Source organism: Sorangium sp. So ce375 (genome assembly GCF_051473855.1).
Taxonomy (GTDB): Bacteria; Myxococcota_A; Polyangia; order Polyangiales; family Polyangiaceae; genus Sorangium.
The window spans coordinates 7,112,079-7,136,318 of record NZ_CP150335.1; the positions used below are offsets into that span (position 1 = coordinate 7,112,079).

The window sequence follows — 24,240 nt, forward strand, 5'->3', positions numbered from 1 at the left end:
GGGGGAAAGGCCACGCCAGCGACGCTGAACCGGCATATCAGCATGAGACGTGCCATGGCGCACTTCCGTCATGGTCGCGCATTTCGCATGGATGTCCGGGGCGGTTCGTTTCGCTTCTGCAAGAGCAGCGCTGCACGACTGAAAGGGGCGCGCCGCGGGAGCGGCTCGGGGCACAGCCTGGGAGCGGCGCCCGGGAGGGGCTCAGGCAGGCGCCTCTGAGCTCTCGCTCCGCCGCGTGAAGATCCCCTTGCTGTACGCCATGAAGAAGCCGAGCCGCATGGCGTTGCGCTCGGTGGGGATACCGGGGCTCGCGCTGATGCAGGCCAGGTGACAACCCCGCTCGCGCACCCGCTCCAGGCGGCGGACGATGAGCGCCTGCTGGATGCCGCGCTCGCGGAAGCGGGGGAGCACCGAGGCGCCGAAGAGCGCGGCGCCCTCGCCGGAGACCTCCACGCTGCCGCCGCCCGCAGGCTCGCCGTTCACGAGCGCCAGGTACGAGTCGCAGCCGGGGTGCGCGACCAGGCGGCGCGTGATCTCGAAGAGCGCCGGCGAGAGCGGCGCGTCGGCAGGCCGGAAGCCGCTCGTCGCGACGTCGATGAACACCCGGACCTGCGCGTCGTCGCCAGGATCGATGCGCACGATCTCCAGCCCCTCGGGGCCAGCCTGCGGCACCAGCGCGCGGAGGTCCTCGTCCGGCGCGAGCTCGCGCGCCAGCACGTTCTCGAACTCGCGCAGCACGAACCCGCGCTCGGCGAGGCCGCGCAAGAGCGACCCGTGCGCGAAGGGGCAGACCTCTATCCGCGGCTCCGCGCCGCGCGCCGCGTAGAACGCCACGAGGCGATCGAGGTCCTCGCCGGTGACGGGCCCGTCGAGCCCGAGCCCGACAGCGAAGTTGCCCCAGGAGCCATCTCCATCGAAGGCCATCGACCCGCCCGCGATGGGCTCCGCGCAGCCGACCACGGCGGCGGTGCCGACCGCCAGCCGGCGCTCCTCGATCCGGGCGATCTCGGCGTACGACAGCTTCGGCATGGACTTGCACCTCATCTGCGAGCAGAGCTCGCGTGAGCTAGCGTGACACGGTGTCCTCCATCCTAGTCCGATGAGCCCCGCTCGGCGCCCTTTCTGGAGACCAGCGCGCTTCCGACCGGGCCGAAGACCACGCTCGCGGGCGACGTCGCGCGGCCGCGCCGGCCCGGCGGCGCGCGCGAGCGACCTCCGCCAACGGCCGCCGTCCGGGGCTCCGCCGCCCCGCGATCTCCGCTCGCGTGCTCGCGGGCGTTGCGATTATGCTGCGCCGCCATGAGTAGGATCTTCCGTTCACTCCCCCCGGCGGGCACCCACCTCGGCATCGCGTTCTCGGGCGGTCTCGACACGCGCTGCGCGGTGGCGTGGCTCTCGCGCAACGGGCTCAAGGTGCACGCGTACACCGCGGATCTGGCGCAGCCGGACGAGGACTCTCCCGGCGACATCCCGCCGATCGCGCTGCAGCACGGCGCGGTCTCCGCCAAGCTGGTGGACTGTCGCGAGGCGCTCGTCCGCGAGGGCATCCTCGCCATCCAGTGCGGAGCCTTCCACCTCTCGACGGGCGGCAAGAAGTACTTCAACACCACGCCGCTCGGCCGCGCGGTGACCACGACCGCGATCGTGCGCGCGATGCGCGACGACGACGTCCATGTCTTCGGCGACGGCAGCACGCACAAGGGCAACGATATCCAGCGGTTCTACCGCTATGGCATCTTCGTCGACCCCTCGCTCAAGATCTACAAGCCCTGGCTCGACCCGAGGTTCGTGGGAGAGCTCGGCGGGCGCAAGGAGATGAGCGAGTACCTCGAGCGCCACGGGCTGCCTTACCGCATGGGGACGGAGAAGGCGTACAGCACCGACGCCAACGTGCTCGGCGCGACGCACGAGGCGAAGGATCTCGAGCACCTGAACACCGGGATCAAGATCGTCCAGCCCATCATGGGCGTCGCCTCCTTCCGGCCGGAGGTCGCCATCGAGGCCGAGACGGTGACCCTCGGGTTCGAGCGCGGCGTCCCGACGACCATCAACGGCAAGCGCTTCGGCTCGCTGTTCGAGCTGTTCGTCGAGTGCAACCGGATCGGGGGCCGCCACGGGCTCGGCATGAGCGATCAGATCGAGAACCGCGTGATCGACGCGAAGAGCCGCGGCATCTACGAGGCGCCGGGCATGGCCCTGCTCCACGCCGTCTACGAGCGGCTCCTGTCCGCGATTCACAACGAGAACACCCTCGACGTGTACTTCACCCAGGGCAGGCGCCTCGGGCGCCTGCTCTACGAGGGCAAGTGGTACGACCCCGAGGCCATGATGCTGAAGGACGCGCTCTCGCGCTGGATCGCCCCCGGCGTGACCGGCGAGGTGACGCTCGAGCTGCGCCGCGGCGACGATTACAACATCCTGAACACGCGCGCTGACTACATGGCCTATGCGCCGCACAAGCTCTCGATGGAGAAGGTCGAGGAGGCGTATTTCACCCCCGAGGATCGCATCGGCGCGCTCGAGCTCCAGAACCTCTCGGTGACGGACAACCGCCAGTTCCTGATCCACCTCATCGAGAGCACGCAGGCCCTCGGCCCGGGCGGCGCCCCGGCCATCGGCGAGCTGCTCGGCGGCGACAAGCCGAAGGAGTGAGCCGGCGCGGCGGCTGAGCGGGGACGGCGCGCCGGCTCCGCTCGCGACGTGCCCCGCCGCGCGTCGCGCGGCGCGTGGCGGCCGGGCGGCCCACCTGCCCGGCCCAGGGCGAAAACCGAGCAAAGACGCAGGGGAAGTCCGAGCGCGGGCCGCGGCGAGCGCCTCCCGCCGTGCCGGGTAAGGTTGCGCCCGGCACCTACCTGGGTCACCAGGAAGGTGCGAACCCCGGCCCGCCAGGAGCGGTGCCGGCCCAGGGAGGTGGTCATGAAGACGCTCATCATCCAGGCACTCGCCGCGGGCATCGCGGTCCTCGTCGGAACGAAGATCCTGCCCGGCGTGCGGATCCGCAGGACCCAGACGGCGCTCGTCGTCGCCGCCGTGTTCACGCTCCTCAACCTCCTGCTCGGCTGGCTCGTGAAGTTCCTGGTCGCTGTGGCGCTCCTGCCCGCCGCCATCCTCACGCTGGGCCTGGCGTACCTCCTGTTCGGCCTCGTCGTGAACTCGGTGCTGCTCTACGCCACCGACAAGCTCATCGACGATTTCGAGATCCGGGGGCTAGGGCCGCTCTTCGGCACCGCCGCCCTCATCTCGTTCGCTGGGTGGCTGTTGCCGCGCATCCTGTGAGCCCCCGTCCGGGCCCCTACCAGAGCTGGTGAACCACAGGCCGGAGCCGCCGGTCGTAGATCTCGCGGATCTTCGCCATGGTCTCCTGCGGCAAGGACGGCAGGTCCGCCGCGCTCGCGTTCTGGTCCACCTGATCGGGCCGCTTCGCGCCAGGGATCACGCACGTCACCGCGTCCTGCATGAGGATCCAGCGCATCGTCCACGCGCCCATGCTCACGCCGACGGGCACGAGCGGGCGGAGCTCCTCGACGACCTCGAGGCCCAGGTTGTAGTCGACGCCCGAGAACGTCTCGCCCTTGTCGAACGCGGCGCCCTCGCGGTTGAAATTGCGGTGATCGTCGGCCGCGAACCGGGTCGCTGCGCTCATCTTGCCGGTGAGCAGCCCTGAAGAGAGCGGCAGTCGCGCCAGGATCCCCACCTGCCGGCGCTTCGCCTCGGGGAAGAAGAGCTCGGCCGGGCGCTGCCGGAGGACGTTGTAGATGATCTGCACCGACTGCACGCCGGGAACCTCGATGGCCTTGAGCGCCTCTTCCACCCGCTCGACGCTGACGCCGTAAAACCGGATCTTGCCGGCCTTCACGAGCCTATCGAGGGCGTCGAACACATCGGGCCGATAATAGACGTCCGTGGGCGGGCAGTGCAGCTGGACGAGGTCGAGCGCGTCCGTCTCGAGGTTCTTCAGGCTGCGCTCGATGAACGCCGTGAGGTTCGCCTCGTCGTAGCTGGCCGACGTGTGCGGGCTCAGCCGACGGCCAACCTTCGTCGCGATGACGATCTCCTCGCGCCGCTCGCGCCTGAGGCGCGCGAGCAGCCGCTCGCTCCGGCCGTCGCCGTACACATCCGCGGTGTCGAAGAAATTCACGCCGCGATCGACGGCCCGGTGCAGCGCCGCGAGCGAGTCCTTGTCGTCGACGTCGCCCCAGGTGCCCCCGATCGCCCAAGCCCCGAAGCTCACCGACGAGACGCGGAAACCCGTCCTGCCAAGAGGTCGATAGTCCATGGCGGCGCATACAACCAGATTTCGCCCGCCACAGCGAGCGTGACAGCGCTCAGGCGGGCTCGACCGCGCGGCGGAGGTGAGCGCGCTTGCTGCGCTCGACGAGCGCGACGAGCTCCTCGCGCGTGACCCCGAGCCGCGCCGCCGTCCGGTGCGCCAGCGACGTCCGGGCGACCCCGTCGACGAACTGGTACGTCGGCCACTGCTGCGCGTCGAGCTCGACCTGCAGGAACACGAGCCGATCGACCGGCCGCTCCCGCTCGAGCCGCGCCGCGAGCTCGAGGAAGTGCGTCGTGATGAAGGCCTGAGGGCGTAGCTCCGAGAGGAGCGAGATCACGAGCTGGAAGATCTCCTCCCCTTCCGACGGGTTCGTGCCGGAGCACAGCTCGTCGAGCACCACCATGTCGCCGACCTGCATCGCCTCGAACAGCGATCGGATGCGCAGGAGCTCCATCCCGAGGCGGCCCTCGCTCTGATCCGCCTGCGCCTGCTCGATCAGCGACACGAAGAGCCCGTGGCACGGCGAGAGGCGCGCCTCCGCCGCCGGCACGAAGAAGCCCGCCTGCCCCATCATCTGGGCCAGCGAGAGCGCCTCGAGCAGCCGGGTCTTCCCCCCCGAGTTCGGCCCGGTCACGATGACCGTCGCGTCGTGGTGATCGGTCACGATGTCGCACGCGACCGTGCTCGCCGAGCTCGCGAGCAGGAGCGGGTTGAACAGCCCCTTGAGCTCGCGCCCGGGCGCCTCGCCGCGCGCGCCGCCCAGGGAGCTCGGCGGGACGAGCTCGGGCAGGCAGACGGAGAGCCCGGCCGCGCGGGCGCGCTCGCGCAGCGCGAGGCCGGCGAGGTAGAACTCGAGATCTCCGAGCAGCTGGACGAGCGCGACGAGATGGTCCTCGACGCCGTCGAACACGTCGTTGACGTAGCGGGTGAGCAGCTCGTCGTCGCTGAACCGGTACCCGCGCCACAGCATCACGAGCTTCGCGACCAGGCGCCCGAGGGGCGACTGGTAGAAGCGGTTCTCGGTGTTCTCGCGGATCGACAGGGCGCGAAGATCGCGGACATGGCCGTCGGAGCCGACGCGGATCCGGACATCCAGCGTCGCGATCTCCTCGTCGTAGGCGAGCAGATCCGCGAGGCGGCGGTACGCCTCGGTCTCGCGCACGGCCGCGCCGAACGCGGAGAGCCGTGAGAGGCCCGAGCGGGCGCCCGCGAAGCCGTCGGCGAGCGCGTCGAACGCCTCCTTCGCGGCGGCGAGGATGTCCAGCCGGCGCCGGCTTCCCTCGCGGCGAGAGATGGGGATCGTCTCCAGCTGGTCCACCCAGCGGCGCAGCGCCGCGTAGGCGCGCTCGAGATCGCGGCGCTGCGCCTCCGAGGCGGTGAGCTCCCGGAAGATCGCGCGCCGGAGCTCGACCGTGTCGCGATCGCTCGGCGGCTGCGAGAGGGCGCGGCCGAGCAGCGCCGGGCTCGGGATGTACGTGCGCCCATCGCTCGTGAATTGGAGGCAGCCCACGATGAGCTCGCGCAGGAAGACGTGCTGCGCGAAGCGGGACGGGTCCCACGTCGACGCGGGCAGCGACGCCGACTCGACGTGCCGATCGAACGCCCCCGCGGGCGCGCCGCCCGCGAACGCGAACGCCAGCGACTCCTTGACCGCCCGCGCGTCGACCCGGAGCGCCGGCCGGTGCGAGAGGAGATCGGGCGCCGCGCGCTGTCCGGGCGGGGCGTCAGGCAGGACGGGTTCCGGCGACGCCGCGCTCACGACCTCGAGCCTACGATGCGTCGGGCCGGAGCGCTCGTCCGGCGTCCGGTGCCGCCGCTGCGCGGTGGCCAGGGAGGGTCTCGGCATGACCCCATCGACACGCGCGCCGCGCCGTTGTTCCCGGGCGGCCGAGAACGGCCGCGTTCCTGGCACGACGTCTGCCTCGGTGTCCGCCCAGAGAGGCACCATGAGCTATCGCTGCACGATGAGCAGAATACGTTGGTTCTCTGGCCCAACCCTCCTCGCGCTCGCCCTCGCCGGCACGGCCTGCCGGAGCGAGAGTGAGAGAGCTGAAGGAGCGGTCCGCGAGCCTGGAGACCAGACCATCAGGCGAGGCGAACCTCCTCCGGGCCCGAAGGCGCCCGGCAAGGACCTGAGTGAGCACGCCGAGCGCGTGGGCAACAAGGCAGAGCAGCTCGCCCAGGAGGGTCAGCAGCTCGGCAAGGAGGCGCGCGAGCAGGCCGAGCGCGGGGGCGACAAGGCACAGCAGCTCGCCCAGGAGGGCCAGCAGCTCGGCAAGGAGGCGCGTGAGCAGGCCGAGCGCGTGGGCCAGAAGGCAGAGCAGCTCGCCGAGCGAGGGCGCCAGGCGGGCCACGATGTCAACAACCAGATGAACAGGGTCGGCGAGCAGACCGGTGCGCTCAAGGACAACCAGGGCGCACGCCCGCAATCGGCGCCGCCTGCCGCTCCCAAGGACAAGGCCGCGCAGCAGCCTCCGCAGCAGGGCCAGGCTGAAGGGGCCAAGAAGCAGAACGACGCCGCAATGGCGCACGACGCATGGACGAAGGCAGCGAAGGACGACGACTATCAGGTCACCTTCGGCCGCGACGGCTCGGTCATCGCGACGAAGGAGGCGAAGGGGACCGGCGCGCGCCCGTCCGACGAGGCGCTCCGCAACGCGGTCAGCGGCGAGCTCGCGGACAGCGATCACGACGCGGTGAAGAAGCTGCACGTCACGGTGCGCGACGGCGTGGTCACGCTGCAAGGCAACGTCGCCAGCGTGAAGGAGGCGACCGAGGCGGTGAAGGAGGCCTTGGACGCCAAGGGCGTCACCAAGGTGATCTCCTACATCCATTACGGCTCATGACGGCCGCGAGGCCGACTAGCTAGCCGCTGCGGTGCATCCGGTCGCCGACGACGGGCGGATGCATCGCCGAGCTCACTACCGCGCGAAGTCCTTGGGACGCAGCTTGACGGAGCGCTCCACCGCTTCCGCGGGGGAGAGCGCCAGCATGAGCGTCTCATCGAAGCAGTCGGACCTCGACACGACCACGACCTGCGTGCCCACGGGCAGCTCGGTCTTGAGCGGCGTCTTGCCGAGCGTCTTTCCCTTCCAGCTCACGGTCGCGTCGGGCGGGTCGCTCGCGATCACCACGCTCACCTTGGGTCCCTCGTCGGGCTTCTTCTCGACGGCCTCCGCGCCGCGCGCGGCGACCGCAGCCGCAGGGGTCTCGTGGACGGGCGCGCCCATGCTCGCGACGTGGACCGCGCCCCCGACCAGCGCGACCAGCCCGGCCAGGCCGGCCGCGCCGACCAGGTAGCCGCGCTTCGAGCTGGACGCGGGCACCGTCGTGGTCGCTCGCAGGCTCACGGAGTCGCTCACGGGGGCCCTGGGCCGCTCGACGCCCGCCGCCCGCTCCGCGCCCGAAGCCCGCTCCGCGCCCGAAGCCCGCTCGAAGCCCGAGCGGCTGCTGGACTCGCCGACATAGGGGAGCCTGCTGCTCGAGCCGGAGCTCGAGGGAGCCATCGCGAGGCCGATGCCGCTCATCGTCACCGCGCTGGAGGCGTCGCTCAGCAGCGATGCGCTCGCCACCCGCTCGATCTGCGCCTTGATCTGCTGGCGTATGGAAGCCCGGCTCTCGGCGAAGATCCCCCGCATGCAGGCGCCGAGAAACTCGCTGCGGACGTCCTCGCCCGACCACTGAAGGTAGTTATCGAGCACATCGCACATCTCCTGCGCCGTCGCGAAGCGCTTCGACGGCTCGCGATCGAGCGCCTTGGCGGCGATCTGATCGAGCGCGATGGGGATCCCCGGCACGACGGTGGAGAGCCGCGGGATCTTCCCCAGCAGGAGCTGGTGCATCACGGTGATCTGATCGCCCTCGAACAGCCTCCGCCCTGCGAGGAGCTCCCAGAGCACGACGCCGACCGCGAAGATGTCCGCCCGGCGGTCGACCGTCTTGCCCGCCGTGACCTGCTCGGGCGCCATGTACGTGAGCTTGCCCTTGAACGCCCCGCTCTCCGTGCTGGAAGCGTTGACGACGGCCTTGGCCACGCCGAAATCAACGAGCTTCACCGCGCCGTCGTACGTGATGAAGATGTTGTGCGGCGAGACGTCGCGGTGCACGATACCGAGAGGCCGGCCGTCGAAATCGCAGAGCTCGTGCGCGTAATGGAGCCCGCGCAGCACCTCGGCGACGATCCGGATCCACGTGCCGCGGACGAGCCCGCCCGTGCCTGACTCCCGATCGACAGCCGCCTTCATGACGCGCTTCAGCGGCTGGCCCTCCAGGTACTCCATCACGATGAAGTAGCCGTCCCGATCGCTGCCGACCTCGTAGGTCTGGACGACGTTCTGGTGGTTCATGCGCGCCGAGAGCTTGGCCTCGTCCATGAACATGAGGACCTGGCGATCCTCCTCGTCCGCGCCGCTGCGGAGACGCTTGATGACGACCAGCTTGTTCACGGAGGCGGGCCCGTGGGCCATCGCGAGGAAGACGTCCGCCATCCCGCCGCGGCCGAGCTTCGCAATGGGACGATACCGGCCGAGCCCGAGCTGGGTCGGCGTGTCTCTCAGGATCGACGCTCCGCGTTCTCCGATCACACTCACCTCAGTGTGCAAAATTCAACAATTGCGCGTCCAAGTCAACACGAAGAGTTTGCGTCCTCGCCATCAAAGAGAACATGCTCCGATGAAGCAAATAGCCCGGCACCGTATGAGCAGGAACGTCAGGAGACGACATTCGAACACACACGCTCACGCGCACTTCGGAACACCACACCAGCGCACGTACGTCACGTGATGCGCACCACGTGTTTCGCATCACGTGCTGCGCGTTACGTGGGCGTCACGTGGCGTTGCGTGCTGCGTGCGCCATCCGCCGTTCGCCGGGGAGGGGCCGTGCAACCGAGCCCTAAGGAGACTCCCTTCCCGGTAGCGCCCGCGCCAGGTGATCGCATTGGAGACACGGGGTCCGCTGCGGGCGTTGATGTAAACGTAACAAGGGCTACGCCGCGCGCAATCCGTCTCGAGACGATCGCACAAAAATCCCGCAACGTTCCGCACCGGACGCAATGCGTCGGGTGCGACCCCGGCAGCTGGATGATGAGGATGACGACGACGATGGCGCCGGCGAGCGAGGCGCCGCCGCTCAGCGGCTCAGAGCTTCCAGAGCGCGCAGCCCCAGTGGACGCCGGTCCCGAGCGCGAGCACCATGGCGAGTTGCCCTTTCTTCAGCCTTCCGGCGCGCATCTCCTCGTCGATGAGGATGGGCACGGTGGCGCCGCTCGTGTTGCCGAATCGCTCGATGTTGCTCGGGAGCTTCTCGACGGGCACGCCGAGGTCCTTGCGAATGTGCTCGTTGATCCGGCCGTTCGCCTGGTGCGCCAGGAACACGTCGATCTGCTCGAGCGCGAGGCCTTGTGAGGCGCAGAGCTCCCGCGCGGTCGCCGGGAGCTTTGTCACCGCGAACTTGAAGAGCTCGCGGCCGTCCATGCGGGGGATATGCGCGTCCTCCTCGAACGACGTCTGCTTCCAGTACGGGCGCGAGCGGAAGCCGCCGCCCGGCACGTAGAGGAGCTCGGCGAAGCGTCCATCGGAACAGATCTTGTTGCCGCGCAAGCCCGCGTCGCGATCGGTCGCGCGGAGGACGAGCGCGCCCGACCCGTCGCCGAACAGCACGGCGAGGTTCCGGTGGCGGTCGGCGTGCGCCCGCGCCTCCGGCGTCGCGGAGCGGCCATTCTTCGGGTCGAGCGCTCCCCAGTCCTCCCAGGGCATGAAGCCGGCGTGCGCCTCGGCGCCCACGAACAGGATGGTCTTGGCGGCCCCGGTCTGGATGAGCCCGTCGATCGTCTGGAGGCCGAACAGCATCGCGGCGCACTGCTGCCGGATGTCGAGCGCGGGCACGCCGGGAATGCCCAGCTTCGCGCCGAGCAGCGCCCCTGAGCCGGGAAAGATGTAGTCCGGCGTCATGGTGGCAAAGAGGATGTAATCGATCTCCGACGGCGCGATGCGCGCCGACGCGATCGCGCGCTTCGCCGCCTCGCACGCGAGATCGCTCACCCCCACGCCATCCGGCGCGTAATGGCGCTGGCGGATACCGGAGCGCTGGTAGATCCACTCGTCGGAGGTCGTGATCACCCGCGCGAGGTCGTCGTTGGTGACAGGTTCTCCGGGCACGTAGTGGCCCGTCCCGATGATCTCAAATCCAATCTTTGTCACAGAGGTGCCTTACTCGAACCGCACGCCCGCGGCGACCGGGAACCGCACCCCCTCCACGGCCGCGCGCGGCGGCCTCGCGCCGCAGCGCGGCGCGCGCCCACGACGGCGTTCCTGAGGCCGCCGGGACGTTGCGCCCTGCTTGACGGACCCCGGCTGCGTCGATAGCCTACCGCCGCGTTGGCGGCGTAAGTACCCGCAGCCGCTCTTCGGTGGTCGCCTGGCGCCGCGATCCTCGTCGGGGCGCGGCCCAGCTGCAGATGGGGCAGCCGGTCATGTCGTGGCGAAGCGCCGGGCAGTGCTCGCGGCCGAAGTAGATGAGCTGCAGGTGGAGCTTGTTCCACTGCTCGGGGGGGAACGTGCGCTTCAGGTCGCGCTCCGTCTCGACGACGTTCCTTCCGGTTGATAGCCCCCAGCGGCACGCGAGCCGGTGAATGTGGGTATCGACGGGGAAGGCGGGGTGGCCGAAGGCCTGCGCCATGACCACCGAGGCCGTCTTGTGGCCGACGCCCGGCAGGGCCTCCAGGGCCTCGAAGGAGGCCGGGACGACGCCGCCGTGCTCTGTCGTGATCCGCTCGCTCAGCGCCTTCAGGTGCCTCGCCTTGGTGGGCGCGAACCCGATCCGCCGGATGAGCTGCGCGATCTCCTCGGTGGGCACCGCCGCCATCGCCGCGGGCGTCCGGGCGCGCGCGAGGAGCGCCGGCATCACCGCGTTGACCATCTTGTCCGTCGTCTGGGCGCTGAGCATCACCGCGACGAGCAACGAATATGCATCGTCATGGGCCAGCGGAATGGCTGGGTGCGGGTACAATCGATCGAGGATCTCGCCGATCCTCGCCGCTTTCTCGGCGCGCTTCACGGGGGCCAAGGCAGCCCGTAAAACGAGAGCAGATCGCCGAGCTGCTCATCGGAGAGGACCTCGCGGGAGAAGGGCGGCATCTGCCCGCCGTAGCCGACGAACCCGCCGTGCCGGACCTTCTCGATGAAGACCAGCCGCCGCTCGGCCTCCGTGTACTCGCCGAGCGGGTGCTCCTCGAGCGTCGCGTCGGGCAGCGCCGGCGCCCGCGCCACGAGCCGCCCTTCCCCCGAATGGGCCCGCCCATGACACGAGGCGCAGGCGCGCTCGTGGATGCTCTCCCCCGCTCCGGCGTCGCCGGCCGGCAGCTGGCTCAGCGCATAGACCGCCGTGAACGGGACGGCCTCGGTCGCGTCTCCATCGCTGGGAAGCGACTCCAGGTACGCGTAGATGGCCTGCGCCGCCTCATCGTCCGCGGTCCATGGCAGGTCCTTCGTCATGAAGTAATAGAGGCAATGGTTGATCGCGCCGAGCAGCTCGACCTCCTGCCCGCCCCAGTAATGAGGGCGATCGACGGCGCCGGCGAGCGGGGCGCCCGGCAGGATGGCGTCGCCCGCATCGCCGGCGATCGCTTCATGGCACGTCGAGCAAGCATAGTGATTGAAGCTCGTCTCGGCGATCGACGGGTCCCGGAAGAGCGCCGCGCCGTGCTCGACGGCCGTCGCGTCGACGACCTTCGTCTCGGGATCACCCGGACAGCCGCAGAGGAGCGCCGCGCACGCGAGCGCGGCCGCAGGGCCGAAGGGCGCCCTCACGGCGCCTCCGCCGCGACGCGCACGAACGCGTCGGGATAGAGGCCCACCTCCGTGTCGCTGACCGTCTCCAGCGTCTCTGGATCGAGCTTGAGCACCCTGCCGGGGGTCCTTGTCTGATCTCCCTCGCAGACGACGAAGAGCCCGTCGCCGCCGTCGAAGTTCGCGATGTGCGGCTTGTCGCACTCACCGCCGAGATCGCGGTAGGCGAGCTCCGCGTTCCCTCCGGCCACGTCGATCAGCGCGATCGCGTCGGGCCCCTGAGTCGGCACGTAGAGGCGGCCGCTGTCTGGCGTCCACGCGACGAAGTACGGCGCGCCGAGCAGCGTCACGATCGAGCCCGGATCGGCGAACGCCCCGGACTCGACATCGAAGAACCGCACATCCTTGCTCTTGGTGTTGCTCACGGCGATGGTCTTTTGATCCGGGGACATGACGGCAGCGTAAGGCCCATAGGACGGGTCGAGCTGGCCTGGGCTCGGCCCGACGGGCACGAGCACCACCTCGGCGTCGGGGTCGGTCAGATCGACGATCGCGAGGGAGTCCTCGCCATAACAAGCGACGTAGGCGCGGGCGCCGTCCGGGCGCGAGAGGGCAATCCCGTGGGCCGCGATGCAGACCGGGATGAGCACCGGCTCGGCCGAGCCCGAGATCTGCTCGGGATCGATCACCGCGAGGGACGAGCGCTGCGCCTCGAGGTTGCCCCGATTGTCCAGCGCGCGCTTGAGATCGTAATGGGAGACGACCACGCGGCGGCCGTCCTCGGAGATCGAGATGTCACCCGGGTTGGGCTCGACGCGCACCTGCCCGAGGACGCGCATGTCGTCGAGCGCGAGCTTCTGGACATAGCCGGCCACCGAGCTCTCGCCGTGGCTCGCATGGGGACCGACCGTGCCGGCGAGCAGCGGGTACGACAGCGCGATATAGAGCGCGTTTCCCTGCGCGTCGATGGCGGCGTGGTGCGGCCCGTCGATCGTCACGGGATCGCGGCCCACGGGGTGAACGCCGAAGCGCTCCCCCGTGGCGAGCGAGATGAGGGAGATCGTGTCGGAGCGGCTATCGGTCACCACACCCATGCCCCCCTCCGGGACGACGATCGTGGGACGACGATCCGGATAGGCCTCCCCCTCATATGCACCGTAATGGGTCTCGAGGATGGGGTCGGGCGCGCTGCAGCTCGCCAGCGCGGCCGCCGCGAGAACGCACCCCAGGAATCGCGTGATGACCATGCATGACCTCGGCAGAGGCGCCCGGAGCCCCGGACGCGACGCATCCTAGCAGCAGCCGGCGCGCAGGCCGCGGCTCCGCCCTACCACGGCTCGGCTCGCTCGTGCGCATCGACGTGACGCTCCGCGGCGCCACGCCGAGCGACGTAGGACGCACCACAGGCGTTCCAGACTCTCTCGCTTTCCAGGTCGGCGCTGCTCCCTCGACTCCAAGGATACCGCCGGAGTAAACATTTCTTGTCCAGGCGCTGTTGTCTTGTCATGTAAGGAAGCGATGAGCCAGGCACGAGCGGTGGGCATCGCGGGGGAGGAGCACGGTCGGAGGCTGATCGCGCGAGGGCGCCGAGGTCGCGCTGCAACGTTCTGCGCGCTCTGCTTCCTTGCGTGCCTTGCGATCTCGGCCTGCGCGAGGGAGGAGTCCGTCGCTCCGGCGCCGCTCCCCGCGCCCGTACCGCTGCCAGCGCTCCGCGACGCGCCGCCGCTGACGACCGATCGCACCTGGGCGCCGCGCGTCGCGGTGGCCGATCCACCGGACAGGAGCCCCGCTGTCCCGGGGGAGATCGAGCAGATGCTCGCGGAGGGCTACGGTGAGCTCGAGCTCGGTCCGGGGCAGCCGCTCGCGTCGGCGACGATCGACGACGCCCCGCCGCCACCGCGCGGCGAGCGACCGAGGCTGCTGACGCGGTTCGTCCACCTCGCCGACACCCAGCTCGCAGACGACGAGTCGCCCGCCCGGCTGGCGATCTTCGACTCGCCCGGCGTGTTCGCGTCGGCGTTCCGCCCGCAGGAAGGGCACGAGTGCCGGATCCTCAACGCCGCCGTCCGGACGATCAACGCGCTCCACCGGAGCACGCCGCTCGACTTCGTCCTGCTCGGCGGCGACAACGCCGACAGCGCACAGACGAACGAGATCGCGTGGTTCACCGCCATCCTCGACGGCGCCGAGCGCGTCGAGTGCGACTCGGGCGCTGACGACGACCCCGTGCCGGGCCCCGACAACGATCCCAAGGATCCGTTCTTCGCCGAGGGGCTGCTCATGCCCTGGCGATGGGTGACCGGCAACCACGATGTCCTGCACCAGGGGAACTTCCCGGTGGCCACCCGCGCCGAGCTCGCGACGGGGAGCACCTCGGACGGCGGGACGCGAGACTGGTCTCTCCCCGGCGGTCCGGTGATCACCGGCGAGGTCGTCCCGGACCCGAGAAGAGCGCTCCTGAGCCGCCCCGAGCTGCTCGATCACGTCGCGGCGACGGGCGACGGCCACGGGATCGGGCCCGACGAGCGGACGTACGGCAAAGCGTTCTACGAGTTCGACGTGAAGGACTCCCCCCTCCGCGTCATCGTGCTCGACACGGCCGCTGAGACCGGCGGGCCGAACGGCGTGATCCTCCAGGACGACGTCGATCGGTTCATCCTTCCCGCGCTCGACCGCGCGAAGCGCGAGCGCCGGTGGGTCATCCTCACCTCTCATCATGCGTCGAGCTCGCTCGGGGACGGCTCCTTCGCCGCGACGGGCACCCCCGCCGTGCCCGGCGCGCTCGCCGTCGAGGCGTGGCAGGCGCTCGTCGGCGGCTACGACAACGTCCTGCTCCACCTCGCCGGGCACACCCACGTGCACCGGGTGACCCGCGTCTCGCCAGCCGGCGGGCACGCGTACTGGGAGCTCGAGACCTCCGCGCTCGCCGACTACCCCCATCAGGTCCGCGTCATCGAGATCTGGGACGACGACAACGGCTTCGTCGCCATCCGGGGCGCCGCCCTCGACTACGCCGCCGACGACGACCCGATCGCCGCCGAGGGACGCCGCCGAGCGATCGTGGACATCACCTCCGGCTTCGGCAGCGACGGCCGCGGCGAGCCCTCGTGGCGCAACGTCGAGCTCTCGCTCGCGCGGCCGGACTGACCTCGCGCGCCGCCCGCAGGCCGCGGACGCGCTGGCCCCGCCCGCCGGCGGCCGCCAGGGAAGCAGGGGGCTGCGCGCGTAGGCGCCGCCTCGGGGCGGCCGCATGCGACTCATCCCCGCCGCCGCTCATCCCCCGTCGAGCAGCGGCACCGTCTCCCTCAGCTCGATCGTCAGCGGGGGCCCGCCCCCGCTGCGGATCGCGGCGGCCATCGTGTGCCGCGCCGAGGGCTGGTACAGCGCGAACTGCCAGGCCGAGCGGTCGTCGGCGAGCCGCGGATCGAACGAGATGCCGATCGCCGGCCCGTCGTCCAGGTGGAACGAGAACTGATCGAGCGGGATCGCGAGCCCCATCCCGCGCGCCTTGATGTACGACTCCTTGAGCGTCCAGTACTCGAAGAAGCGCGCGCGCTGCCTCTCCGGCGGCAGCGCGCGCAGCGCCCTCACCTCGCCGGGCGCGAAGAAGCGATCGGCGATGTCCACCGCGCTGCTCGAGCGCTCGGTGTCCTCGACGTCGACGCCCACGTCGCGATCCAGCGCGACCAGGCAGGCGATCAACCCCCGCGTGTTGGACAGGTTGAACCGGATCGGCGGCACGCCCGGCGGCCCCGCGATCTGCGGGCGACCATATTCGTTCCGGACGAACGACCACGCCTCGGGCGCGACGCTCGCGTACTTCGAGAGGACCGTGCGCACGAGGGCGCGGGTGAGCAGGTACTCGTGCCGGTTCTCTGCAAACAGGAAGCGCGCCTGCTTCTCCGCCTCGTCCGGCGCCATCAGCCGGTGGTACGCAGCAAGCAGCGCCTCGTCGCGGACCGGATCGGAGAAGACGTACCAGAGGTGCGCGGCGCCGGGACCGATCGAGAGCATCTACTCCCTCGTCCTCGGCAAAGCCGCGCCTCGCGGCCCTGGCAGGATCTCCCGCAGGCAGCTGTCGACGCTGAGCTCCGCGGGCCGCTGGCGCGGATAACCGAACGACACCTCCTCGAAACGAACTCCGTCGATCCAGTCGGTGCGAGGGATGTGGAGGTGCCCTGACACGACCACCCGCGCGCGGAACCGCGTGTGCCAGTCGTGCGTGCGCCGCGTCCCGCACCAGATCGAGAAGCGCGGGATGTGCCGCAGCCGCACGAGCTCTTCCCGTAGCGGGAAGTGGTTGATGAGCACCGTGGGGTGCTCCTCGATCGCGTCGAGGCGGGCCTCCGTCGCCGCGAGGCGGGCCCGGCACCACGCCGGCCGGCTCCCGTAGGGGGCCGGGTCGAGCAGCTCCTCGTCGCTGCAGAGGACGCCGCTCTCCATGGCCCACGCCACCGCGTCGCGCTCGGGCACGCCGTCCGGCCGGAAGCTGTAGTCGTAGAGCAGGAACATCGGCGCCAGCACGTGCGGGCCGCCCTCGCCGTCCCAGACCACGTAGGGGTCTTCCGGCGTGAGCACACCGCGGCTCCGACACAGCTCGACCAGCCGCTCGTAGCGAGCCTGGCCGCGCGGACCGCCGCGCTCACTCGGCATCGTATAAAGCTCGTGGTTGCCCGGCGTCCACACGAGCCGCTTGAACCGCGGGCCCAGCGTCTCGAGGACGTAGACGAGGTGCTGCTCCGTCTCCCCGAGATCACCGGCGAGGATGAGCCAGTCGCTCGGCCGCGGCGTCATGCGCTCGATGGCCCACCGGTTCTCCGCATACCCGACGTGGAGATCGCTGAGTGCGAAGAGCTTCATCCGAATACCGCGCCGGAGGTCGGACCGGCAGGCCGGTCGCTCCCACCCACACCACGGTCGGCGACGCGCGTCCACTGCCGAGCGCCGCCGCCGGGCGGAGCGGCGCCCCCGGGCGAGGCGAGACCGCTCCCCATTTTACGCCCGGTTCCGCGGCTCCTGGCGCGCCGCATTAAACTTGGGCTCCAATCCTTGTGCCACTTGTGCTACGCGCGTGTGAAGTCAGCACCATGCCTCTGCCCCAACGACAAGGTCTTTACGATCCGGCTTTCGAACACGACGCATGCGGTCTCGGATTCGTCGCCACGCTCCGCCGTGAAGCGACGCACGAGGTCGTTTGCCAAGCGCTCGAGATCCTCGAAAATCTAACCCATCGCGGCGCCGCTGGATGCGACCCCTGCACCGGCGATGGAGCGGGCGTGCTCCTCCAGATCCCGCACGAGCTGTACGCCGCGTCCCTGGCCGCCCTTGGCATCGCGCTGCCTGCTCCTGGCGACTACGCCGTCGCGACGGTGTTCTTCTCGCAGCTCCCGTCGCGCCGCCGCCAGTGCGAGGCGATCCTCGAGGCCGCGGTCGTGCACCACGGACAGCGCGTCCTCGGCTGGCGCGACGTCCCCATCGATGACGCGGCGCTCGGCCCGATCGCGCGCGACTCGCGCCCCGCGATCCGCCAGCTGTTCATCGGCAGGGTCGCGCCTCGCCAGTCCTTCGAGCAGGTCCTCTATGCGATCCGCAAGCGCGCCGGGCGCGCCGCCAACGCCGACGACTTCTACATCGCGTCCTGCTCGTCGCGGACGGTCGTCTACAAGGGCCTGATGCTCGCGGAGCAGGTCGCGGCGTTCTACCCCGATCTGTCCGACAAGCGCACCGTCTCGCGGCTCGCGATGGTGCACTCGCGCTTCTCCACGAACACGTTCCCCACGTGGGAGCGCGCGCACCCGTACCGGATCATCGCGCACAACGGCGAGATCAACACCGTGCGCGGCAACACCGCGTGGATGTCGGCGCGCGAGGCGCTGCTGAAGAGCGATGTCTTCGCGAACGCGATCGAGGACTTCAAGCCGATCATCCGCCCGGGCGGCTCCGACTCGTCCGCGCTCGACAACGTGGTCGACTTCCTGCTCGCGAGCGGCCGCTCGCTGCCGCACGTGATGATGATGCTGGTGCCCGAGGCCTGGGCGCTCGACCCGGACATGTCGGCCGAGAAGAAGGCGTTCTACGAGTACCACGGCTGTCTGATCGAGCCCTGGGACGGCCCCGCCGCCCTGTGCTTCACGGACGGACGGCTGATCGGCGCGACGCTCGACCGGAACGGGCTGCGCCCCGCGAAGTACGTCGTGACGAGCGACGGGCTCGTCGTGCTCGCGAGCGAGTTCGGCGTGCTCGACATCGAGCCGGCCCGCGTCATCCAGAAGGGGCGCCTCCAGCCGGGCAAGATGTTCCTCGTCGACACGACCGAGGGCCGCGTCGTCAGCGACGACGAGATCAAGCGCCGCGTCGCGACGCAGAAGCCGTACGCGGCGTGGGTCGCCGAGAACAAGATCGACCTGCGCGCCCTCGAGGACGTGCCGAGCCTCTACACCATCCCGCACGCGGACCTCCGGGGCCTGCAGCAGGCCTTCGGTTACACCGAGGAGGACCTGCGGATGATCCTCGGCCCGATGGCCACCCTCGGCGAGGAGCCGGTGGGCTCGATGGGCATCGACATCCCGCTCGCCGTCCTCTCCGAGAAGCCCCAGCTGCTCTTCCGCTACTTCAAGCAGCTGTTCGCGCAGGTCACGAACCCGCCGATCGACCCGCTCCGCGAGGAGATCGTGATGTCGCTCGTGAGCTGCGTCGGCGGCGAGGGCAACCTCCTCGAGGAGACGCCCCGCCAGTGCCGGATGCTCGAGCTGCCGCACCCGATCCTCACGCAGGACGACCTGTCGAAGCTGCGCAAGAACGTCTTCCCCGACTTCCGCGCGGCCACGCTGCCCATGTACTTCCCGGTCGACGGCGACCCGGAGGACAACCTGCGCGCCGCGATCGCGAAGCTCTGCAAGGACGCGAGCCGCGCGATCGCCGACGGCGCGAGCATCCTCATCCTGAGCGACCGCGGCATCGACGAGACGCTCGCCCCCATCCCGAGCTTGCTCGCCGTGGGCGCCGTGCACCACCACCTCATCAACGAGGGGACGCGCACGCGCGCGGGCATCATCGTCGAGACCGGCGAGGCGCGCGAGGTCGGCCACATGGCGCTGCTCATCGGCTACGGCGCCGGCGCGGTGAACCCGTACCTCGCGTTCGAGTCGATCGCGGCGATGTGCCGCGACAAGACGCTCGGCGCGGACCTCTCGCCGACCGCGGCGGGCTCGCGGTACGTGAAGGGGCTCAAGAAGGGCATCCTGAAGATCATGTCGAAGATGGGGATCAGCGCGCTCTCCAGCTACCAGGGCGCGCAGATCTTCGAGGCGATCGGCATCGATCAGGTCGTCATCAACGCGTACTTCACCGGCACGGCGTCGCGCGTCCGCGGCGTCGGGCTGCGCGAGATCGCGGAGGAGTCGCTCGCGCGCCACCAGGCGGCGTTCGGCGAGCGGGCGCGCGCGCACCTCGACGTCGGCGGCCACCACCACTTCCGCGTGTCCGGCGAGCGGCACCTCTGGACGCCGCAGTCGATCGCGTCGCTCCAGCGGGCGGTCCGCCTCGACGACGCGAAGAGCTACGCCGAGTACGCCTCCGTCATCAACGAGCAGCAGGAGCACCCGATGTCGCTCCGCGGCCTGTGGGACTTCAAGCCCGCGGGCCCGCCGGTGCCGCTCGAGGAGGTCGAGCCCGCCGCCTCGATCGTCAAGCGCTTCGCCACCGGCGCCATGTCCTTCGGGAGCATCTCGAAGGAGGCGCACGAGACCCTCGCGATCGCGATGAACCGCATCGGCGCGCGGTCGAACACCGGCGAGGGCGGCGAGGACCCGGTGCGCTTCCTCCGCATGCCGAACGGCGACTCGAAGCGGAGCGCGGTGAAGCAGGTCGCCTCGGCGCGGTTCGGCGTCACGGCCGAGTACCTCGTCAACGCCGACGAGCTGCAGATCAAGATGGCGCAGGGGGCCAAGCCCGGCGAGGGCGGCCAGCTCCCGGGCCACAAGGTCGACGCGGTGATCGCGAAGGTGCGCCACTCGACGCCCGGCGTGACGCTGATCTCGCCGCCGCCGCACCACGACATCTACTCGATCGAGGATCTCGCGCAGCTCATCTTCGACCTGAAGAACATCAACTCGAAGGCGCGCATCAGCGTGAAGCTCGTCGCCGAGGCGGGCGTCGGCACCATCGCCGCGGGCGTCGTGAAGGCGCACGCCGACGTGGTGCTGATCAGCGGCGACTCGGGCGGCACCGGCGCCTCCCCGCTCACGTCGATCCACCACGCGGGCGTCGCGTGGGAGCTCGGCCTCGCCGAGGCGCACCAGGTGCTCGTGATGAACGGGCTCCGCGGCCGCGCCATCGTGCAGACCGACGGCAAGCTGATGACGGGCCGCGACGTCGCGTTCGCCGCGCTGCTCGGCGCCGAGGAGTTCGGCTTCTCGACGGCGCCGCTCGTCGCGACCGGCTGCATCATGATGCGCAAGTGCCACCTCAACACCTGCCCGGTCGGCATCGCCACGCAGGACCCTGAGCTCCGCAAGAAGTTCACGGGCGCGCCGGAGCACGTCATCAACTTCTTCTTCTACGTGGCGGAGGAGCTCCGGCAGATCATGGCGCGCCTGGGCTTCCGCACGCTGACCGAGATGGTCGGGCGCTCCGACTGCATCGTGCAGCGGAGCACCGGGCTCCACGCGAAGGCGAGGAAGATCGACTGCTCCGAGGTGCTGTACCGCCCGAAGGAGGCCCTCACGAGCCCGACCCACTGCGTGGAGCCGCAGGACCACAAGCTCGACCGGGTGCTCGACCTCAAGCTGATCGAGAAGGCGCGCGCGACGATCGACGGCGGGCCGCCCGTCGTCATCGAGACCCGCGTGAGGAACTCGGATCGGACGCTCGGCGCGATGCTGAGCGGCGAGATCGCGCGCCGCCACGGCGGCGCCGGGCTCCCCGAGGACAGCATCGTGGTCAAGTGCGCCGGCAGCGCCGGCCAGAGCTTCGGCGCCTTCGCCTCGCGGGGCATGACGCTCGAGCTCGAGGGCGACGCGAACGACTACGTCGGCAAGGGCCTCTCGGGCGGCGTCGTCGCGGTGCGGCCGCCGCGCGAGGCGCCGTTCCGGCCGGACGACCAGGTCATCGTGGGCAACGTCGTGCTGTACGGCGCGACGGGCGGCCGCGCGTTCTTCAACGGCCGCGCCGGCGAGCGCTTCGCGGTCAGGAACAGCGGGGCCACCACCGTCGTCGAGGGCGTGGGCGACCACGGCTGCGAGTACATGACGGGCGGCACCGTGATCATCCTCGGCACCACCGGCCGCAACTTCGGGGCCGGCATGAGCGGCGGGCTCGCCTACGTCTTCGACGAGGACGCGCTCTTCGAGGCGCGCTGCAACAAGGAGATGGTGCAGCTCGAGACGATGACCTCGGCCGACGCCGAGTCGGTGCGGGCGCTGCTCGAGGAGCACGTGCGGCGCACGGGCAGCCGGAAGGCGATCGAGCTGCTCGACTCCTGGCACGCCGTCCTCTCGAAGTTCGTCAAGGTCGTCCCGAGCGAGTACCGGCGCGCCCTGGAGGCCGCGGCGTCGCCCGCGACGAACGGGGCGGACGGGTCGGACAGGCTCGTGGCCCTCCTTTCCCCTTCCACCCCCTACGTTTCCACTGGACGTTACATCCCCGCCAACGCGGGTCCCCTGAGCACGGGAGAGAGGTCGGCCGCCCATGGGTAAGGTACGAGGCTTCCTCGAGATCCAGCGGGTCGACATCAAGAAGCGACCCGTCTCCGAGCGTTTGAACGACTGGCAGGAGTTCGAGCTCCCGGTCCCCGAGGCCGAGCTGCGCGATCAGGCAGCGCGGTGCATGGACTGCGGCATCCCGTTCTGTCACGACGGGTGTCCGCTCGGGAACCTGATCCCCGACTGGAACGACCACATGTTCCGCGAGCGCCTCCCCGAGGCGATCGCGTCGCTCGACGCGACGAACAACTTCCCCGAGTTCACCGGGCGCGTGTGCCCCGCGCCTTGCGAGGCGGGGTGCGTGCTGAACATCGAGGGCAAGCCGGTCACGATCAAGAACGTCGAGCGCGCGATCGCGGATCGCGCGTTCGATCGGAACCTGATCGCGCCGGTCATCGCGAAGCAGCGCACGGGCAAGAAGGTGGCGGTGATCGGCTCGGGGCCCGCCGGGCTCGCGGCCGCGCAGCAGCTCGCGCGCAAGGGGCACGACGTCACGCTCTTCGAGCGCGACGACCGGATCGGCGGCCTGCTCCGGTACGGCATCCCCGACTTCAAGATGGAGAAGCACCTCATCGACCGGCGCATGGAGCAGATGCAGGCCGAGGGCGTGACCTTCCGCACGGGCGTCCACTGCGGCGTCGACATCACCGGCGACGCCCTGCGCGAGCAGTACGACGCCGTCGTGCTGTGCGGCGGGGCGCGCCGGCCGCGCGACCTGCCGGTGCCCGGCCGGGAGCTGAAGGGCGTCCATTTCGCGATGGATTTCCTGACCCAGCAGAACAAGCGGGTCGCCGGCGATGTGATCCCCGACGGCGAGGCGATCCTCGCGACGGACAAGCGGGTGGTCGTCATCGGCGGCGGCGACACCGGCTCCGACTGCCTCGGCACGAGCCACCGCCACCGCGCGGCGCACGTGACGCAGCTCGAGCTCCTCCCCCGCCCCCCCGAGCAGCGCTCGCTGACCAACCCGTGGCCCGCGTGGCCGCTCATCCTCCGCACGTCGTCCTCACACGAGGAGGGCGGCGAGCGCGACTGGTCGGTATCGACCGTGGCGTTCCTCGGGGACGAGCGCGGGCATGTCCGCGCGCTCCAGGCGGTGCGGGTGAAGCTGGAAGGCGGGAAGTTCGTGCCGGTCCCGGGGAGCGAGTTCGAGATCCCGTGCGAGCTCGTCCTGCTCGCGATGGGCTTCGTCGGCTCCGAGCGCGAGGGGCTGCTCGAGCAGCTCGGCGTCGAGATGGACCAGCGCGGCAACGTGAAGGCCCACGGCGGGCGCACCAGCGTGGAGGGCGTCTTCGCCGCCGGCGACATGTCGCGCGGCCAGAGCCTCGTCGTCTGGGCCATCGCGGAGGGGCGCAAGGCCGCGGACGCGGTCGATGCGTACCTGATGCAGCCGGCGAAGCGCCGGCTGGCGCTCGCGGCGGGCTAGAGCTCGACGGTGCGAGCGCTGGTCTGGGACGGCACGGCGGCGCGCGTCATCGACCGCGACCCACCCTCGACCACGGCCGGCATGGCCGTGGTCGAGGTGCGGTGCGCCGGGATCTGCAACACGGATCTCGAAATCATCAAAGGTTACATGGGCTTCCGCGGCACGCTCGGACACGAGTTCGTCGGGGACGTCGTGGAGGGTCCGGCCGCCTGGCGCGGCCGCCGCGTGGTGGGGGAGATCAACTTCGCCTGCGGTCATTGTGACGCCTGCGCGCGCGGGCTGGGCAGGCACTGCCCCACGCGCGCGGTCATGGGCATCGTCGGCGCCGACGGCGCGCTGGCCGAGCGCGTCGCGGTGCCGGTGGCGAACCTCCACGCCGTGGCGGACCGGATCGACGACGAGGCGGCGGTGTTCGCGGAGCCGCTCGCGGCCGCGTTCGAGATCCTGGAGCAGGTGCGTGTGGCGCCGGGCACATCGGCGCTCGTGTTCGGCGACGGGAAGCTGGGCCTGCTCATCGCGCAGGTGCTCCACCAGGCAGGCGCTCGCGTCCTCGCGGTCGGCAAGCACGAGGAGAAGCTCGCCCTGCTGCGCGCGCAGGGCATCTCGACCGAGCTCGCTCGCCCGGAGGCCTCGGGCCAGGCCGACGCCGGCGCCTCGCCACCCCAGGGCGCCTGGGCGGGAGATCCGGCCGAGCTCGTGGTCGAGGCCACGGGCACCGCCGAGGGGTTCGTGAGGGCGGTCCGCGCGACCCGGCCTCGGGGCACGCTCGTGCTGAAGAGCACGGTCGCCGGGCTCTCCAGCGTTCACCTCGCGGAGCTCGTCATCAACGAGATCACCGTCGTCGGGTCGCGCTGCGGGCTGTTCGGGCCAGCGCTGCGCGCCCTCGAGGCCGGCACCGTCGATGTCCGCTCCCTCGTATCGGCCCGACTCCCCCTGGACCGCGCCGTGGAGGCGCTGGCCGCCGCGGCGGCGCCAGGCGCCCTCAAGGTGCTCGTGACCCGCTGAGCTCGGCGCAGAGCTGGCCGGCCCCCCTTCGGTAGCCTGCCGGCGCCA

The 24,240-nt window shown here is 70.6% G+C and carries 17 protein-coding genes; 7 read left to right on the forward strand and 10 right to left on the reverse strand.

Features of this window, described 5'->3' with window-relative positions; all coding sequences use genetic code 11:
- Positions 1-201 precede the first annotated feature (201 nt).
- On the reverse strand, positions 202-1,029 hold the full coding sequence (locus WME90_RS26420; RefSeq protein WP_437274769.1) for a GNAT family N-acetyltransferase: 828 nt from the start codon (positions 1,027-1,029) through the stop codon (positions 202-204).
- 270 nt (positions 1,030-1,299) lie between these two features.
- Between WME90_RS26420 and argG the strand changes: the two genes are divergently transcribed.
- Both argG and WME90_RS26430 read left to right on the forward strand, forming a co-directional pair.
- Positions 1,300-2,652 carry an argininosuccinate synthase gene (gene argG / locus WME90_RS26425; protein ID WP_437274770.1) on the forward strand — a complete coding sequence of 451 codons (1,353 nt, stop codon included), beginning with the start codon at positions 1,300-1,302 and terminating at the stop codon, positions 2,650-2,652.
- Positions 2,653-2,916: 264 nt separating this feature from the next.
- Complete coding sequence (locus WME90_RS26430) at positions 2,917-3,276, forward strand: phage holin family protein (protein ID WP_437274771.1); 360 nt, start codon at positions 2,917-2,919, stop codon at positions 3,274-3,276.
- A gap of 16 nt (positions 3,277-3,292) precedes the next feature.
- Here the strand turns inward: WME90_RS26430 and WME90_RS26435 are convergent, their stop codons facing one another.
- Together WME90_RS26435 and WME90_RS26440 are read right to left on the reverse strand one after the other, a co-directional pair.
- Entirely contained in the window at positions 3,293-4,276 is a 984-nt protein-coding gene (locus WME90_RS26435) for an aldo/keto reductase (RefSeq protein ID WP_437274772.1), read from the reverse strand.
- A gap of 49 nt (positions 4,277-4,325) precedes the next feature.
- On the reverse strand, positions 4,326-6,119 hold the full coding sequence (locus tag WME90_RS26440) for a MutS-related protein (protein WP_437274773.1): 1,794 nt from the start codon (positions 6,117-6,119) through the stop codon (positions 4,326-4,328).
- A 307-nt stretch (positions 6,120-6,426) separates the two neighbouring features.
- Between WME90_RS26440 and WME90_RS26445 the strand changes: the two genes are divergently transcribed.
- Positions 6,427-7,119, forward strand: a complete 693-nt coding sequence (locus WME90_RS26445; RefSeq protein WP_437274774.1) for a BON domain-containing protein — start codon at positions 6,427-6,429, stop codon at positions 7,117-7,119.
- 75 nt (positions 7,120-7,194) lie between these two features.
- Here the strand turns inward: WME90_RS26445 and WME90_RS26450 are convergent, their stop codons facing one another.
- The 5 genes from WME90_RS26450 to WME90_RS26470 form a co-directional block, all read right to left on the reverse strand.
- On the reverse strand, positions 7,195-8,856 hold the full coding sequence (locus WME90_RS26450; protein WP_437274775.1) for a protein kinase domain-containing protein: 1,662 nt from the start codon (positions 8,854-8,856) through the stop codon (positions 7,195-7,197).
- A 555-nt stretch (positions 8,857-9,411) separates the two neighbouring features.
- Positions 9,412-10,473, reverse strand: a complete 1,062-nt coding sequence (locus tag WME90_RS26455; RefSeq protein ID WP_437274776.1) for a 3-oxoacyl-ACP synthase III family protein — start codon at positions 10,471-10,473, stop codon at positions 9,412-9,414.
- Between the two features lie 166 nt (positions 10,474-10,639).
- The gene (locus WME90_RS26460) at positions 10,640-11,329 is read right to left on the reverse strand and encodes an endonuclease III domain-containing protein (RefSeq protein ID WP_437283661.1); all 690 of its coding nucleotides are present in this window, start codon (positions 11,327-11,329) and stop codon (positions 10,640-10,642) included.
- On the reverse strand, positions 11,326-12,081 hold the full coding sequence (locus WME90_RS26465) for a c-type cytochrome (RefSeq protein ID WP_437274777.1): 756 nt from the start codon (positions 12,079-12,081) through the stop codon (positions 11,326-11,328). Before WME90_RS26465 ends, WME90_RS26460 begins: the two co-directional genes overlap by 4 nt.
- The gene (locus WME90_RS26470; protein ID WP_437274778.1) at positions 12,078-13,307 is read right to left on the reverse strand and encodes a YncE family protein; all 1,230 of its coding nucleotides are present in this window, start codon (positions 13,305-13,307) and stop codon (positions 12,078-12,080) included. The genes WME90_RS26465 and WME90_RS26470 overlap by 4 nt, the downstream gene beginning before the upstream one ends.
- Positions 13,308-13,578: 271 nt before the next feature.
- Between WME90_RS26470 and WME90_RS26475 the strand changes: the two genes are divergently transcribed.
- Positions 13,579-15,207 carry a metallophosphoesterase gene (locus WME90_RS26475; protein WP_437274779.1) on the forward strand — a complete coding sequence of 543 codons (1,629 nt, stop codon included), beginning with the start codon at positions 13,579-13,581 and terminating at the stop codon, positions 15,205-15,207.
- Positions 15,208-15,333: 126 nt separating this feature from the next.
- Here WME90_RS26475 and WME90_RS26480 read toward each other — a convergent pair whose 3' ends face one another.
- Positions 15,334-16,074 (reverse strand): 4'-phosphopantetheinyl transferase family protein, encoded by a 741-nt coding sequence (locus WME90_RS26480; RefSeq protein WP_437274780.1) that lies wholly within the window; start codon positions 16,072-16,074, stop codon positions 15,334-15,336.
- Positions 16,075-16,920, reverse strand: coding sequence for a metallophosphoesterase family protein (locus WME90_RS26485; RefSeq protein WP_437274781.1), 846 nt, complete (start codon positions 16,918-16,920; stop codon positions 16,075-16,077).
- A 227-nt stretch (positions 16,921-17,147) separates the two neighbouring features.
- Here WME90_RS26485 and gltB point away from each other — a divergent pair, with 227 nt between their 5' ends.
- The 3 genes from gltB to WME90_RS26500 are packed head-to-tail and all read left to right on the forward strand — an operon-like array spanning position 17,148 to position 24,192.
- Positions 17,148-21,755, forward strand: coding sequence for a glutamate synthase large subunit (gltB, locus tag WME90_RS26490; protein ID WP_437274782.1), 4,608 nt, complete (start codon positions 17,148-17,150; stop codon positions 21,753-21,755).
- Positions 21,748-23,187, forward strand: coding sequence for a glutamate synthase subunit beta (locus WME90_RS26495; protein ID WP_437274783.1), 1,440 nt, complete (start codon positions 21,748-21,750; stop codon positions 23,185-23,187). Before gltB ends, WME90_RS26495 begins: the two co-directional genes overlap by 8 nt.
- A 9-nt stretch (positions 23,188-23,196) precedes the next feature.
- On the forward strand, positions 23,197-24,192 hold the full coding sequence (locus tag WME90_RS26500) for an MDR/zinc-dependent alcohol dehydrogenase-like family protein (protein WP_437274784.1): 996 nt from the start codon (positions 23,197-23,199) through the stop codon (positions 24,190-24,192).
- Positions 24,193-24,240: the final 48 nt, after the last annotated feature.